At 49.5% G+C, this 14339-nt stretch carries 15 protein-coding genes; 8 read left to right on the top strand and 7 right to left on the bottom strand.

Translation table 11 applies throughout. The features are described 5' to 3' along the window. Nucleotides 1–6: 6 nt before the first annotated feature. A complete protein-coding gene (locus tag H6F93_RS32480; RefSeq protein WP_190690295.1) occupies nt 7–609 on the top strand; it encodes a flavodoxin family protein in 603 nt (200 codons plus the stop codon). 138 nt (nt 610–747) lie between these two features. Then, complete coding sequence (locus H6F93_RS32485; protein ID WP_190643499.1) at nt 748–1113, top strand: VOC family protein; 366 nt, start codon at nt 748–750, stop codon at nt 1111–1113. A gap of 148 nt (nt 1114–1261) precedes the next feature. On the opposite strand, the gene H6F93_RS32490 is transcribed toward H6F93_RS32485, so the two are convergent. The 3 genes from H6F93_RS32490 to H6F93_RS32500 all read right to left on the bottom strand — a co-directional run bounded on the left by H6F93_RS32490 (nt 1262) and on the right by H6F93_RS32500 (nt 4072). Further along, entirely contained in the window at nt 1262–1552 is a 291-nt protein-coding gene (locus H6F93_RS32490) for a hypothetical protein (RefSeq protein WP_190690298.1), read from the bottom strand. 486 nt (nt 1553–2038) lie between these two features. Continuing rightward, nucleotides 2039–2734, bottom strand: coding sequence for a response regulator transcription factor (locus H6F93_RS32495; protein ID WP_190690301.1), 696 nt, complete (start codon nt 2732–2734; stop codon nt 2039–2041). 129 nt (nt 2735–2863) lie between these two features. Next, entirely contained in the window at nt 2864–4072 is a 1209-nt protein-coding gene (locus tag H6F93_RS32500) for an FAD/NAD(P)-binding protein (protein WP_190690304.1), read from the bottom strand. Between the two features lie 333 nt (nt 4073–4405). Here H6F93_RS32500 and H6F93_RS32505 point away from each other — a divergent pair, with 333 nt between their 5' ends. The 3 genes from H6F93_RS32505 to H6F93_RS32515 all read left to right on the top strand — a co-directional run bounded on the left by H6F93_RS32505 (nt 4406) and on the right by H6F93_RS32515 (nt 7234). Then, entirely contained in the window at nt 4406–5320 is a 915-nt protein-coding gene (locus tag H6F93_RS32505; RefSeq protein WP_190690307.1) for an alpha/beta fold hydrolase, read from the top strand. 109 nt (nt 5321–5429) lie between these two features. Continuing rightward, on the top strand, nt 5430–5675 hold the full coding sequence (locus H6F93_RS32510) for a DUF6737 family protein (RefSeq protein WP_190690310.1): 246 nt from the start codon (nt 5430–5432) through the stop codon (nt 5673–5675). Between the two features lie 839 nt (nt 5676–6514). Continuing rightward, a complete protein-coding gene (locus H6F93_RS32515; protein WP_190643493.1) occupies nt 6515–7234 on the top strand; it encodes a response regulator in 720 nt (239 codons plus the stop codon). 147 nt (nt 7235–7381) lie between these two features. On the opposite strand, the gene H6F93_RS32520 is transcribed toward H6F93_RS32515, so the two are convergent. Next, a complete protein-coding gene (locus H6F93_RS32520) occupies nt 7382–8518 on the bottom strand; it encodes a 5-(carboxyamino)imidazole ribonucleotide synthase (RefSeq protein ID WP_190690497.1) in 1137 nt (378 codons plus the stop codon). A 2-nt stretch (nt 8519–8520) separates the two neighbouring features. Further along, nucleotides 8521–9009 (bottom strand): pentapeptide repeat-containing protein, encoded by a 489-nt coding sequence (locus tag H6F93_RS32525; protein WP_190690313.1) that lies wholly within the window; start codon nt 9007–9009, stop codon nt 8521–8523. A gap of 245 nt (nt 9010–9254) precedes the next feature. On the opposite strand from H6F93_RS32525, the gene def reads away from it, so the two are divergent. The 3 genes from def to H6F93_RS32540 all read left to right on the top strand — a co-directional run bounded on the left by def (nt 9255) and on the right by H6F93_RS32540 (nt 11581). Continuing rightward, complete coding sequence (def, locus tag H6F93_RS32530) at nt 9255–9818, top strand: peptide deformylase (RefSeq protein WP_190690315.1); 564 nt, start codon at nt 9255–9257, stop codon at nt 9816–9818. Between the two features lie 53 nt (nt 9819–9871). Continuing rightward, complete coding sequence (locus H6F93_RS32535) at nt 9872–10066, top strand: hypothetical protein (protein ID WP_190690318.1); 195 nt, start codon at nt 9872–9874, stop codon at nt 10064–10066. A gap of 108 nt (nt 10067–10174) precedes the next feature. Then, complete coding sequence (locus H6F93_RS32540) at nt 10175–11581, top strand: PrsW family glutamic-type intramembrane protease (RefSeq protein WP_190690321.1); 1407 nt, start codon at nt 10175–10177, stop codon at nt 11579–11581. A gap of 253 nt (nt 11582–11834) precedes the next feature. Here the strand turns inward: H6F93_RS32540 and H6F93_RS32545 are convergent, their stop codons facing one another. Both H6F93_RS32545 and H6F93_RS32550 read right to left on the bottom strand, forming a co-directional pair. Beyond that, entirely contained in the window at nt 11835–12458 is a 624-nt protein-coding gene (locus tag H6F93_RS32545) for a hypothetical protein (protein WP_190690324.1), read from the bottom strand. Nucleotides 12459–12564: 106 nt separating this feature from the next. Next, entirely contained in the window at nt 12565–14241 is a 1677-nt protein-coding gene (locus H6F93_RS32550) for a CHAT domain-containing protein (RefSeq protein WP_190690327.1), read from the bottom strand. Between the last annotated feature and the right edge of the window lie 98 nt (nt 14242–14339).

Below are 14339 nucleotides of genomic sequence, written 5' to 3' on the forward strand. Positions count from 1 at the left end.
GTTCCTATGTCAACAGTTGCTATCGTGTATTTTTCCGGTTCCGGCCATACTCACTTGATGGCTGAGGCGATCGCAGCAGGAGCTAGATCCAAGAACGTTGGGGTTGAATTGCTGCAAATCACGGGTGAGCAAATTGAGCAGGGACGCTGGCAAGATGCAGAAATCTTGGAGAAGCTGCATCAGGCAGACGCAATTGTGTTTGGTTCTCCAACTTATATGGGTGGGGTTGCTGCCCAATTCAAGGCATTTTTAGACGCAGGCGGTTCAGTTTGGTTTGCCCAGCAGTGGAAAGACAAGATTGCGGGAGGCTTTACTCACTCCAGTTCTCTGAGCGGAGACAAGCAGGGAACGCTGCTCTACCTGTCGATTAACGCCGCTCAACACGGCATGATTTGGGTGAGTGCAGGTGATTTGCCTAGTCCATACCTTGGCAAAACCGATGGGGTCAATCGGCTAGGTTCATTTCTAGGTGTGATGGGGCAAAGCCCGTTAAATAGGGGCGGAGAAGAGGCAGCTTTGGACGAGGGCGATCGCCTCACTGCTGAAAAATACGGACAGCGGATTGCTGAAGCCGCTCTACGCTGGAGCCGTCAACTTGTAGCTGCTTGATGGCACTCAGAATTGCGAGATAGCTGTCGCTACACAAGTTAGGACAAAAAGGGAGGTATGGCTTCGTCGTACCTCCCTTTTTGTCCTAACTAAGTGACTAGCGCTATATCTAAGATAGGAAACTTATTTTTCGGTGCCATGAAGCTCAAGCGACTCGGACACGTAGCCATTTGTGTCAAAGATCTCGACCAGGCGGCTCAGTTCTACCAGAACTTAGGAATGGATCTAGTGTGGAAAGATCCTGACTGGGCTTATCTCAAAGCCGGTGATGATGGTCTGGCTTTGCTTAGCCCTAGCTATGGTCAGGCTGGTCCTCACTTTGGATTTATTTTTAGCGATCGCTCTGAAGTCAACGCTGCCTACGAGCGACTCAAAACAGAAGGGGTTCACCTCACTCCCATTCACGAACATCGGGATGGCACTGCCTCTTTTTATGGCAAAGACCCAGACGGCAATTGGTTTGAATACCTTTACGAACCCGCCCCTGTTGCTAGTACAGTCTGAATGACGCAATTATTCGCAGTGTTGCAGAAATAAGAGACTGACGCTAATCAAGAATTCAAACCGGATTCGGTAGGGGCGATTGGCAAATCGCCCCACAGGCTTGTCTCTCCTAAGTCTCACGCTTAGCATAAGCAGCTACTGCTGAGAGTCAGGTTAATCCTGGTTCGGTCAGCGCTTGTCCCGCCATAGCTTTCTGTACGGGCAAACCTAATCCGAGAGCCGAAGTGCCAGCCAGATCGGTTCGGCGTGTGGTTGGGTCAAAAATGATGCTGTATGAGCACTCAGGGGAAAGACGCTGCATTCGCTTGAGATGATCTTCAGCATTGTTGCGACGACGAAACCGGGCAACTACAAGCTGTTCAGTAGGTGCAGCCGATTGCGTAGCCTCGGCTGCATGGCGAATAATGCACCAGGGGTGCAGCTGTTCTCTATAAGTCATAAGCCCCTCCCAATGACAAATGCATGGAAGGGGCTTACAAAAATCTGATCTGCGATCGCATCGAAGCGACAGCAGCGGCTCGACAAGATCGGCGGTGGTGCTGATATCATAGTGACTTACCTCCAACTCCGGTTGGTGTGTGTGCGATCGCCCTTCAGTTTTCCAGGCAGGAGGGCGATTGATAGTCTTTACAAGTCCATTAAAGGCTCACGAACTGCCATTTGTCGATAAATGGTTAAGGTTCTGCAATTTTGCATTTCAGCAGGTAGCTGGGCAAAAAAAGGCTGTTGAGCCAAGGCTTGGCTGATATCATTTGTCGCGGTTTTTGCCGCTTCTTCCGGACTGCCAACACGTTATGTAATAGATTCATCACCAACATTGAATTCTGTTGGCTGACAATCCTGTACGAGTAGGTTTAGCAGGCAAAACCCTGATAAAAGGTTCAGCACTGAAACCTACCCCTAATCCCCAATCCTCAACTCCCATTCACTTTGTCAAACCATGCTCCAATGCATAACGCACTAGCTCTGTGCGGCTATTGGTGCCCGTTTTACTAAACAAGCGGCTGACGTATTTCTCTACATTACGAACGCTGGTTTCCAGGCGACGGGCAATTTCCTTATTCATCAGACCCTCTGCCACCAGTTCTAGAACGCTTTGCTCACGCGGGGTAAAATCAAGCCGGACAGGAGCAGGGGTTTGGGCGATTGCCCCTCTCTGAGTCAGCAACGCCCGAATTTCAGCAATTTGTCGAGCCATGTCTGCGATATCGGGAGTATTGCCATCTCCTGCCGCCGCCCGATCTGCGACAGCTCGTCGCTCTAGCAGATTGCTCACGATCGCTACCAATTCATCTGGGTCAAAAGGTTTGGACAGATAGGCATCACAACCCGCCTGGTAGCCCTGAATTCGGTCAGTCGTCATGCCTCTCGCAGTGAGAAACACGACAGGAATCGCCTGAAACCGTTCGTCTTCCCGCATTTGCTTGAGAAACTGGTAGCCATCTACCTGCGGCATCATAATGTCGGAGATTACCAGGTCAGGCGACGTTTGCTGAAGCAACTCCCAACCGTCACGGGCATTGCTGGCAACGTTTACTGTAAACCCGCTGTCTTCGAGGTAGGCCTGCACTGCTTCCCGCAATCCTGGTTCATCATCAACCAGCAACAACCGTCCTTCCATGCTTTTCCCCTACCTAAAATCCTTACTTAAATACCATTACCCATTATCGGATTGCAGAGGAGGATTGGATCGCTCGTTAGTACTTATTCAAACGAAGATCGGAGTTTTAAGTTGAATTTCTTGGTTTAACTAGCATTTGACCAAGCTAGATCTGGTTAGTGCAGCAACAATGCGATCGCTAGCTAACCTTGCGCCTGCCAAGTTACGGGCGGTAGGTCCAATTTGCAGCGCTGCTAGACCGCCCATTAGAAACAATTTGCAGCCCTGCCAGCGTAGATGGTCATCCAGGATGGGCAAGCCGTTCACAATACCAGTCGGAAATTCTTCTAGAACGTCTGCCAGGAGTGGATTTTGGGTTACGTCTAGCTTTGTCCCGGTGGCAAGCCAGATGCGATCGCATTCCAAAACTGCGCCATCTTGACAGCGGACTTGCCAGCGATTGCCCAGCCATTCTGCCCTGACTACCTGACAGCGTTGGTGCAGCGACAGTTTTCCTGTTTGCTGCAACTGGCGTAGATGAGTCATCATGTTGGGAGTCATAGAACCGCCATTACGGGCTTGCTGAATCATTTCCCAACGGGCTTCCCAATCGCGTTCGGCAACAAATTCCTGGCACTCTGGGGAATTGAGCCAATTAGGATCAGCGTCAAACCATTTCTCTAGAAGGCGACGACGAGAGAGCAACTGCACCTCGGCACCCCGCGCGATCGCTCCTACTGCCAGGTGTCCACTCGTTAATCCGCCTCCCACGATCAAAATTCGCTCACCCCGCAAGCGCAACTGGCGCAAATCAACCTCGTGGGAATGGCAAAGTCTATGTTTTGGGTAGGGGGTTGAAACTTTATTCACCCAGGCTGGAAAATTGAGCATTCCGCCACCCATTGCCAGCACGACCCGCTGAGCCACTAACGATTTGCCGCCAGCCAGAGCAATGCTGAGGCAAGGACGATCTTGCATGATCGGCGTGATTCGCTGGACTAGAGCGCGATGCACCTGCTGCTGTAGCTGCCAACGGTAAACGAGAGTCTGGCAAAAATCTTGAAACAGTTTTGCGCCTGGTAGGTCGTGTGGTGAAAACAACTCGTCGAGTCGATGTTTTGCAAACTGACGCAGCGCGTAAGGGTTGGGGTCGGGCTGGTGAATGGCAGGCGATCGCAAATGCGAAATTTCCAGCATTGAAAACAAACGCTGCCACTGATGCATCCAAAAACCGTTTGGATCAAGCACAACGATCTTTTCCTGCATTTGCGATCGCTTTTGCAGCAAATGCGTTGCTAGGGTGAGAGCGTGAGGTCCAGCCCCGATGATGGCTATATCAGTTTGAGTGGGTAGATGCATTACAAAGACCTCCAAAAATGGAAGCGAGAAATATCATGATAATGATTGTCTTTATTATGTAGAACGTGATAAGCAAATTTTATGCGTCGTTAGCAAAGAAGTCTGTCTAGAAATTGAACAATTTATTGCCGATTTATGCATCTCCTTCAGAAACGTCTTAATTCAAGCTGCGCAGGATTATGAAAGTTGAGCGATTGATTCAGAATGGAACCTGCCTGTTAAGACAGCGATTCATCGCGTCTTAGCTCAAAGCATCTGTTACTCATGAAGCCTACTTGTAGAATGCGATTCATCAGGTCTTTACCAAGAATTTTGTAAGATTGGGAATTTTGTATGAATGCGATCGCCCCTCCTCTCAACCCCACTAACCCTGCCGGAATTGGCGGTACTCCCCACGAGTTTGTGTGGAATTGGAAGCAGCAAGCCCACACGGTTGTCTACGAGACGTTAGGACAGGGAAGTCCTGTTTTGCTGCTGCCGGCCTTTAGCACCGTGTCTACCCGTTCCGAAATGCGAGGTTTAGGAGAGCGGCTGTCTACTCAATTTCAAGTCTGGGCAATGGATTGGCTCGGTTTTGGAGAATCTGACCGACCGTCCATCGATTACCGCTCAGCGGTTTATCACCAACTTTTGCAAGATTTTGTCCGCAGCCAATTTGACACGCCCGTAGCAGTGATTGCTGCCGGACACGCAGCGGGCTATGTGATGCAGTTGGCTTCAATGCAGCCCGCAGTCTGGTCAAAAATTGTGCTGGTGGCTCCAACCTGGCGAGGCCCGTTGCCGACGATGGGTGCAAATCAGCAGGTTGCAGGTGCGGTGCGGGAAACGGTGCGATCGCCCCTCCTGGGACAAGCGCTTTATAAGCTCAATACGGTGCCCTCCTTTCTCAATTTGATGTATCGCCGTCACGTCTATACCGATATTGAGAAACTCACGCCTGAATTCATTCAGCAGAAATACCAGATTACTCAACGACCCGGTGCCCGCTTCGCTCCAGCTGCCTTTGTCACAGGTACCCTCGACCCTGCTCAAAACCGCGACGAATTTCTGCAAAACTTTCAATCCCTCTCAATGCCGTTGATGTTAGTTATCAGCGAACAGGCACCTCCAGGCTCAAAGGCAGAAATGGAGGCGATCGCAGCGCAGCCCAACGTGCAATCCCAACGGCTTCCCGGCTCCCTGGGATTGCACGAAGAATATGCTGCAGAAGTGGCTGCGATCGCCCTACCCTTCCTTACGACTAACTAGTAGGTTGGCAATGCTTGAGTAAGAGTGAACACCCGTTTGCCCTTACGAAGGTAAAATCTTCTCCAAAAGCTTCCGAGTTGCACTTTACGTCAATAACCTAGGACTCCACATGACGACTCAACCCGATTCCAAATCACTCAACGTCTGGGATTACAAACCCTGGTGGTGTCAGCCCTGGTCAATCGTTTTGACAGGCATCACCCTCATCAGCGGTAGCTGGCTGCTGCTGCGACTCTGGTGGCTGACTGCGCTGGTCGCTATTCCTGTATTAACTTGGATGGTGTTCTTTGTGCTGATCTACCCCAAGCTGGTTGCCCAAAGCGGTATCCTTTTGGATGAAAAAGCATCGGAGTAGTAGAGTGCGATCGCGATTGATAGGTAGAGGGGCAATCTTTTGTCCAAGATTTGTCCTATTAAAGTGCTTCTGAAAAGTCCGAAGCTGATACTTAACAGCACGCTTCACGCTAGAACTACTCAAATTGCTCAGCCTTAAAAAGAAGCTCAATATGGTAGCTGTTACTGCCTAAATATTTGAGTTTTTATAAGTTCATCCTTTAGGTAGTCCTGTTGTCTTTTAGATCTCTTTCAAAAGACATATCTTCCAACAGAAGTTCTATTAACTCAAAAGTTCACGAACCTTCTGTGTAGAAAAAATATTGTTGAGAAATTGATCGAAAGAATTTTGCCTCTACAGATTTTTATTTCTGTAGGATAAATCCTGCATTCATTCTAGATATTTTCCGACTTTTCGACTAATTGACAGTCGTTCACGTCACATTTACTACCATTTTTGTGTAGAGGTACTTAGATCAAGCAAACTAAATTCCTTCTTTCATCAAATCTAAGGTTCTGAATGTAAACGGATTTAACATAAGATTTTTTAGCGCAATACTTTGCTATGTACGATTAGGTACATTAAATCGAGCTTAAAGCTCTGCAACCCCCATTTGGTAAGGAATGTAGATCAGGTTGAGCATAGAAATAAATCAGCAATAGACTCAAATTCACTTAAACTATTCCCAACGAAATACCTATATACGCCTACAGCCTCCTTCTCTTGATAGACCGAAAAGATTAGGTAAATCGTCTAGTATTTCTGCAGGTGAAACTGTTGAAATATTATTATCCATTGCATATCCATCCCAAAGTGCTTGCTTAAAGTCCTCCTCGTTCTAGAAAGTCGAAAGGTTAGAGATGAACACGATCCGTGTAGCCCTAGTGGAAGACCATACTTTAACTCGCGTTGGTATTCGCACAGCACTACAGCAGCGAGACCAAATTGCGGTAGTTGGTGAAGCAAGTAATGCTTTATCTGCGCTTGAACTTCTTAAAATCACTCCTACCGACGTTGCTATTGTAGATGTTGGTTTACCCGGAATGGATGGGATCGAATTAACTCAGCGCCTCAAGAGCATTCCTCCCGCAGGCGATGTGCCTGAAACGAAAGTTTTAATTATGACAATGCAGGACGATGAAGAAGTCGTCATGTCTGCTTTCGCGGCTGGGGCAGACTCTTACTGCATGAAGGATATCAGCATCAATGATCTGGTAGAAGCTATTCGAGTAACCTCTCAGGGTGATTCCTGGATTGATCCATCTGTTGCTCGTGTTGTCCTGCGACAGACGCGTGAAGCGCAGGCTGAGGCTTTTTCTAAAGCTGAATCTGGCACGATCGCCATTAAAGCAATGGACAATGAGTATGATCAGGTTGTTCAGGCATACCCATTAACAGAGCGAGAATTGGAAGTTTTGGAGTTGATTGTAGACGGATGCAGCAATGCCAAAATTGCTGAACGGCTCTACATCACCGTTGGAACAGTTAAAACTCATGTACGGAATATTTTGAACAAGCTCTGTGCTGATGATCGCACTCAGTTAGCGGTTCGTGCGCTTCGCTCAGGACTTGTGAAATAACTCTACTCCTTTACTTAGCAAGGGACGCAGATCCCCGGCTTCGTAGAGAAGCTGGGGATTTTATTGCTACCTGACTAACGAGTCTGTTAATGAGATGTTTTTGAACGTAAAGGCTTTGTTTCAGTGCAGGGGCGATCGCCCAGATCATCACGTTTGATACCAGATTGACTCGATAGTTTGGGCAATTTCTGTGGCTTGCGATCGCTGCTTAGCTGCATCGCTAATATCCATCAACACAGTCACATGTCCCAACTTACGCCCCGGTCGAGATTCCGTTTTGCCATACCAATGCACCTGAGCCTGGGGAATTTGCGATAACTGCTGGCGTTTCTCTAAGTACTCACTTTGGGAATGCTCGTAACCCAACAAATTCACCATGACAGCCGCCTCAGTCCGCAGGGCCGGATTGCCCAATGGCAAACCACACACTGCACGAAGATGTTGCTCAAACTGAGACGTGACGCAGGCATCTAAAGTGTAATGTCCGGAGTTGTGAGTGCGAGGTGCAATCTCGTTGACCAGCACTTTGCCGTCACGAGTTAGAAACAGTTCAATGCCAAATATGCCGACAACATTGAGTTGAGTGAGTAAGGTGTGGGCGATCGCCTCCACTTCCTCCTCTACTGTCGCCAAATCAGAAGTCACAAATACTCGATGACAAACCTGTGCTTCCTGCTGAGTTTCCACAACTGGGTAGGTGACGATCTTACCTGTCGTGCTACGTGCCGCCATAATTGCCAGTTCACGCTCAAAGGGCACAAATTCTTCGACCAACCAGGCTTGCCTTGCCGAGTTCGCCAAAATTTTCTCTAAATCTGCCCGATCCTTGAGAACAAACGTTCCCTGTCCGTCATAGCCGTGGCGACGCGCCTTCAAAACAATGGGATAGCTGAGCCATCTGGCAGAAAGGGTATCTGCGGCTTCTAAAGTTGAGAATTCAGGAGTGGGTAGCCCAATGTCCCGCAAATAGCAGCGCTGATGATACTTATCCAGCAGCGGAGCCAGGGCTGTGAGTTGAGGATAAAAACGAACGCCCTGCTTTTCTAGTTGAGTCAGGGCTTCCAGGTCAATAAACTCATTCTCAAACGTGATCACGTCACACTGGGCAGCAAGCTGGGCTGTCGCAGCAGCGTCGTCAATCGGAGCAAGAATCGTCTCGGTGGCGATCGCCACTGCCGGATCACTCGCTTCAGGAGTTTGCACAATTAAATCGACTGCTAGCGATCGCGCCGCATCTGCCATCATCCAGGCGAGCTGACCGCCACCAATTACACCAACCCGCATAGTCAAGGGCAACCTAAAGATTCACGTGTATCGATACCTGTTTTGGGATTTGTGCCGCTAGCCCGTGCACATAACTCCTTCACCTGTGCCCCGTCCAAAATGGCATAGCTAAAATCGGCTCCGGCAATATCCACATCCTCGAACGTCGATCGCAGCAAAATGGCTTCGGTAAAAACCGCATCGCTCAAATCGGCTCCCGAAAAGTTTACCTGATCTGCCATTGCATTGGTCAAATCTGCGCCGTGCAGATTAGCTTTAGTCATGACCGACGCGCTAAACACGGCTCCTCGAATATCTGCATCGCTGAAGTTAGTGAACTCCAAATTTGCGTTAGAAAATTCCGATGCCTGTAGACTCTGCCCTGAAAAATCTCGCCCTTTTAGCTCTGCATTACTAAAGGACATCGGCATCGTCCAGTCTGCGTGAGCCGGAAGACTCCAACCCCAAAGCATCAGAGACAGCAAAAAAGCTGCCAGTTTTTGCCAAGTCATGCTCAACCCCAAATAGAGTCACTGACTCTATCTTGCCAGGATTCTGGTTGCGTTGAAGCTGGATTCATAAAAGGGAGACACCTGGGTTAGTAAAATTCGAGGTACCTGGAGGACCAAAGGAATCACAGGGGGAACTAACCAGTTGAGCAAAAGATTAAGAGCTTTGCACGTATCCACCCTGGAATGGGCATGATTCATTATGATGGAGTTAGAGAAATTCACTATTTGTAATAGGTTACGGTTTCATGACCTCTCAAATTCTGGTTGAAAAGAAAAAGCTAGCAAAGCCGCCCCTTCAGCTTCACTACTTGGGCGATCGCGTCTTGCGTCAACCCGCCAAGCGCATTAACAAGGTTGACGAGGAAGTGCGCCAGTTAGCCAAAGAGATGCTGCAAACCATGTACAGCGAAGATGGCATTGGTCTGGCAGCTCCCCAGGTTGGAGTTCATAAGCAACTGATCGTGATCGACTGCGAGTTAGACAACCCCACCACGCCGCCTTTGATCTTGATTAATCCAACTGTTAAGCAGCAAAGCCGAGACGTTTGTGTTGTTCAAGAAGGCTGCCTCAGCATTCCAGGTGTCTTTCTAGACGTGACTCGACCTGAAGTGATCGAGGTTTCCTACAAAGACGAGAATGGACGGCCCCAGAAACTAACCGCAAAGGGTCTGCTGTCGCGGGTAATTCAGCACGAGATGGATCACCTGAATGGGGTAATGTTTGTCGACCGCGTGGATAATGCCCTGTTGCTCAATCAAGAACTCGCCAAGCACGGATTTTCGACTCAGGCCGTTAAGTCTGTGAGCTAGTCCGTTTTCTGCTAAATTAACGAAGTTGGGTGAGCAGAAGCAACGGAGCAAAAATGACCCCAAAAAGTAGTGTGTTTCTGGGCGGTTCCTGTGTTGCAGCGATCGCTGCCGTCGGTTCAATTTTTGAACTTTCTTCTGGCACTCCTCAACTGGGTACGCTGTTGACGAGCATCATCCTGTCCTTGAGTACTCCCGCGGTAGGGCTGCTGTTTTATGCTGCAGTTCGGGATGCAAGAGCAAACCAGTAGCTACCCCGAAATGATCGGAAAATGCTGTCAAAATTCGCAGGGTGTTGAGCTTATAGTTAAGGCAGGATATTTGACTCCTACGTCCTCCCTAGCGCAACATCTTCACTGATGACGGGACAATCTTCTCGAAAGGCAGTTCTTCGACAGGTTTCCACCAGTCAACCCGAAGCCAATTCCCTTTTACATTTTCTCTCTCCTACTTCAGAAGTTCTAATTGGGCGCGATCCGCGTTGTCAGATTGTTCTGGACTCTTTGTCTTATGGCAGTGTTTCCCGTCAACATGCCAAGGTTCACATTGCTCCAAATCAGGTATCTGGGCAACCGCTAAGCTGGCAGCTTTGCGATCTGGGTAGCGCTAATGGCACTTACTTAAATGGGCAAAGATTACAGGGATGTCGTACCTTGCGAGAGGGCGATCGCATCGTGCTGGGTCAAAATGGGGCTCAGTTTATTTTCGAGTATCAGGTAATAGAAGGAAGCCCTACCGCAGACTTTCCCCCAATTCCTCAACCAGTTGTCTTTCCGGGAGCCTATTCAGCCACAGCTCGCCCTGATACACAGGCGGGTCTGAATGCGACCCCGGCGGCTGATGGCGTTACATTGAGTCAGCTTTTTCCGATTGTTTCAACGGGGCGAGATTTGACTCGCAAAGCATACCTGATACCGGGCAGCATTATCGTTTGCGCCGTGGTGTTGATGTTTGCCTCGATTGGCAACACGATTCTGTTTAATCTGCTGCTGGCGCTGCTGTTAGCAGGTGGTGCGTACTACTTTATCTACCAGCTTTGCGGCAAACACAAACCTTGGTGGCTGCTAGTAGGGTCGGCTATTCTGACGATGCTGCTGTTGCTTAGCCCGGTGTTGAATGTTTTTATTTTTGTGTTTCGCGGTGTGCTTCCAGGTAATGTGCCGGAGGACATTGAGTCAATTAGCTTTCCAGTCCTGCTAATCAGGATGTTCTTTGGAGCTGGCTTGATGGAGGAGTTGCTGAAGGCGATTCCAATATTCGTGGCCTATGCCTGGGGAAATCGACTGCGATCGCCCCAACGAGAACGCATTGGTGTTTGGGAGCCTCTGGACGGCATTCTGCTGGGAGCAGCCTCAGCAGCAGGTTTCACAATCTTGGAAACCTTAGGGCAATACGTTCCGGGAATTGTGAATCAGGTGTCAATTCAGTTTGGAGACGGTCTGGCTGAAGTGTACGCGATTCAGCTATTGATTCCTCGCATTCTTGGTTCTGTTGCAGGGCACATGGCTTACAGCGGCTACTTTGGCTATTTTATTGGGCTAAGTATTCTCAAGCCTTCAAAGCGCTGGCAAATTTTGGGTGTCGGCTATCTCACTGCCTCTGCCCTTCACGCATTGTGGAATGCAACAGGAGTGTTGAATTTGCTGATATTGACACTGGTAGGGGTAATGTCCTACGCGTTTTTGGCTGCGGCAATTTTGAAAGCTAGAACTTTGTCTCCGACGCGATCGCAAAACTTTGCGACTCGCTTCTCACGACTTCCTTAATTTGCAGCATACACACCAACTTCTATACCCCTCAAACGCCCTATTCTAGGGACTTGTCGTTACTGCTCAAAGTCCTCCAAAACGGGAGATTTGAGGGGCGAAATGCGGTGTTCTAAGAGCGATCAGAAAATCAGTGTACAAGGCAGATCCCGGAGTGGGAGATGGGGGATGAAGCAATCCTGTACAGGCTGATTCTTTCGTCTTGGCAAAGAATCATGAGTTTGAAACGGAGTTTTGATAATTTTTTGTGTAGCTACTCTTGTATAGAGGGGCTAGGAAGCTGGGCGATCGCATAGCGAGCAATGGCTAGACTTAGGCGGGCTTGCTCAATTCCTGATAGCTCTGTCCAGGCTGCACAACGAACTGAGCGTAGAGCAGCTTCTAACATTTCTGTTTCTGCACCTCGCATCGCATAAGCAAATGGGCGGGCAAGCACCTGGAGATCATCTTCATCCCAGTCGGGTAAAAGCTCTTGCACGCACTGCACCAGCTGATCAGCCAGGGAAAGATTGGTTGCAATAATCTGGTTCGCGCGACCAATAATTCTATCTAACAAAGCTTTAGGCACCTGAGCCGAAAACTGTCCAAATAGGTCTGTACTGAGTGACTCAGCAGCTGTTTCCTGAATTGTGGTCGGTAAAACAGTTTCCCAAAGCTGCTCTAGCTTGTTGGACAGTGCTTGCCCTTGAGCTGCCAGTTCGACAGCCGACCAACTTGCCTCCACTTCCTGCTCAAGCTCAGCAAAGTAAGCTTCTGCACTTGGTTCGGCTGGATTCCAGGGGTAGGAAGCTTCTGACTGCAAAATGAGCTGCAGTAGCTCTCGCTCTGCTTGGGCATGAAAAGATGAGGAGTGGGGACGAGCCTGATCGTTTGCCATGAGTTGCTCCTGAATGCAATAGCTAACCAGATCTGAACACCGATATCTACAAGGGGGAGTGGGACTGTTCCGTAATTGGCTAAAATCTCAGCCAATTGGCTGAGATTTATCGGGCGGCAAAAGGATCTTCGATCGAAAACTCTAAAGCTTGACTTTGAGAACTGCCAAACTTGAGCTGAGTCTTTGATTTCAAAGGAACTTCCTGATGGTGAATCTTGTGCCAGCCGTTGGCATCCAGCACCAGCGTGCCAAAGCGAGAAAAATCTCGGAGGAAGTAGGTTGGCTCTGCAGTGCCCTCCAGGAAAGCATCTCGGTAGAAAATCTCAGCATGCTTACGGGAAACTCCAGGTTCACCTCGCAGCACCAGATCGTTGCCATCCTGACTGCCAATTCGCATTCTGCCACCGTGAATGCGCCAAACTCGGCTGGGAGCTGCTAATGAGCGCAAAGATGCTTCGGGTGTCTGCCGTCCAATCCAACTAGGGGAATGGTCGGGGATTTCGGTGACGTTTTCGGCTAATGGCTTGATTAACTCGCCGTTAAACTCTGGATGCATGTAGAGGACGGGCAACGTCCAGGCGGGCTGGTTGAATTTGTAAAGGGTCAGCAGGTGCTGTCGAGCGATCGCCATAGCCTCGTCAATCGGTGCTCGTTCAGCTAGCGATCGGGCAAATGCCTGAATAAAGCTGAGTGCTTCCCGATCGGCGATCGAGTCACGCATGGCCAACACCGCCGGAACGCCATGATGAATCAGCACCTCCGCCAGGCTGCTGCGGGGAATCGCCTGCTGACTCTGCTGGTCGGGCTGTGCCCCCCAACAGGCATTGAACACCGCCAGCTTGACGTGGCAGCGAGTTAACACTTGAGCCAGTTCTGTTCCATTTAGGGTGGCATCAGAGCGCAAAAACAGTAAACCTCCATCTGGAGCGGGTATCCCGTGTCCAGAGTAAAACAAGACGTTGTAGGTTTCTGTTTCCAAATGATCAATCAGAGCCGCTGCGGTGGGCTGTAAGAGTGTAGTCACCTCGCAGGGCACAGGCATGGTAAACCCATCACTTGCGTCTACCTCTCCCGATGACTCCAGGATTTTTGACAGCGCCTCTGCCTCTTGCTGCAGTTTTAGGGCTGGCTGTCCCAGTGAGCCTGAACGGGCTGAGTTGCCTGAGGCAGATGGATCTGCATCCTGCCCTAAAACCAGCAAAATCTTGAGTGCTTGCTCCGGACGCAGGGAAGGAAGCGGGTCTACGTCGCTGGTGGTGCGGCTAAATAAGATCTGCTGGCTGAGGGAAATGGCCTGCTTTCCGGGCTGCGGCTGCATAATTTCCCAGGGAAGCTCGATCAGGTCGGGGTCACGAATCTCCAGTCGCAGTCGCAGAGGATTTCCCTGTCCGATGGCGATTCCTTGACTCTGGTCAAGGCTACTTTGAATCGGACCGTCAAACAGCCAGCGCCACAGGCTAATCCCTAAATGTTGCATTAAACGGCTGCTGTAGCTGGTTCCTTGTGTGGAGGAAGATGGCGTTGCCATCATGGGAGTCAATGACGGAGCAGACTGGGGCAGCTGAGCCGGAGAAATTCGAGGGACATCGGGTAGCCCACGTAGCGAAAACAATCCTTGCCAAGCCTGCCAGGTTTGGGTGAGTTCGCCAGACCACATGCAGTCGTGATGAACATACCCTCCTGGAAAAGGCGCTTGTAAAACCCAAATCGCATAATGCTCAGGCTCAGCAGCCTTTAGGCGGGCGATCGCCAAGCTCAAGCAAGGACTCTCAGACACAAACATGTAAAACTGCTGATTCTAGACCCGAACAGATTAATTTCCTACTAGTCTATATGGTTCTTTTAGAACAAACACACTTTCAAATTGGTTTGATTGTTCCT

Origin of the sequence: Leptolyngbya sp. FACHB-671 (assembly GCF_014695745.1) — a bacterium.
In the GTDB taxonomy this organism is placed as follows: Bacteria; Cyanobacteriota; Cyanobacteriia; order Elainellales; family Elainellaceae; genus JAAUTN01.

What these genes read in the sequence shown, in the direction of transcription:
- H6F93_RS32540 (WP_190690321.1), top strand. Translation starts at nt 10,175, where the DNA reads ATGACGGGACAATCTTCTCGAAAGGCAGTTCTTCGACAGGTTTCCACC.
- H6F93_RS32545 (WP_190690324.1), bottom strand. Translation starts at nt 12,458, where the DNA reads ATGGCAAACGATCAGGCTCGTCCCCACTCCTCATCTTTTCATGCCCAA.
- H6F93_RS32490 (WP_190690298.1), bottom strand. Translation starts at nt 1,552, where the DNA reads ATGACTTATAGAGAACAGCTGCACCCCTGGTGCATTATTCGCCATGCA.
- H6F93_RS32535 (WP_190690318.1), top strand. Translation starts at nt 9,872, where the DNA reads ATGACCCCAAAAAGTAGTGTGTTTCTGGGCGGTTCCTGTGTTGCAGCG.
- H6F93_RS32480 (WP_190690295.1), top strand. Translation starts at nt 7, where the DNA reads ATGTCAACAGTTGCTATCGTGTATTTTTCCGGTTCCGGCCATACTCAC.
- H6F93_RS32500 (WP_190690304.1), bottom strand. Translation starts at nt 4,072, where the DNA reads ATGCATCTACCCACTCAAACTGATATAGCCATCATCGGGGCTGGACCT.
- H6F93_RS32550 (WP_190690327.1), bottom strand. Translation starts at nt 14,241, where the DNA reads ATGTTTGTGTCTGAGAGTCCTTGCTTGAGCTTGGCGATCGCCCGCCTA.
- H6F93_RS32505 (WP_190690307.1), top strand. Translation starts at nt 4,406, where the DNA reads ATGAATGCGATCGCCCCTCCTCTCAACCCCACTAACCCTGCCGGAATT.
- H6F93_RS32515 (WP_190643493.1), top strand. Translation starts at nt 6,515, where the DNA reads ATGAACACGATCCGTGTAGCCCTAGTGGAAGACCATACTTTAACTCGC.
- H6F93_RS32520 (WP_190690497.1), bottom strand. Translation starts at nt 8,518, where the DNA reads ATGCGGGTTGGTGTAATTGGTGGCGGTCAGCTCGCCTGGATGATGGCA.
- def (WP_190690315.1), top strand. Translation starts at nt 9,255, where the DNA reads ATGACCTCTCAAATTCTGGTTGAAAAGAAAAAGCTAGCAAAGCCGCCC.
- H6F93_RS32525 (WP_190690313.1), bottom strand. Translation starts at nt 9,009, where the DNA reads ATGACTTGGCAAAAACTGGCAGCTTTTTTGCTGTCTCTGATGCTTTGG.
- H6F93_RS32510 (WP_190690310.1), top strand. Translation starts at nt 5,430, where the DNA reads ATGACGACTCAACCCGATTCCAAATCACTCAACGTCTGGGATTACAAA.
- H6F93_RS32485 (WP_190643499.1), top strand. Translation starts at nt 748, where the DNA reads ATGAAGCTCAAGCGACTCGGACACGTAGCCATTTGTGTCAAAGATCTC.
- H6F93_RS32495 (WP_190690301.1), bottom strand. Translation starts at nt 2,734, where the DNA reads ATGGAAGGACGGTTGTTGCTGGTTGATGATGAACCAGGATTGCGGGAA.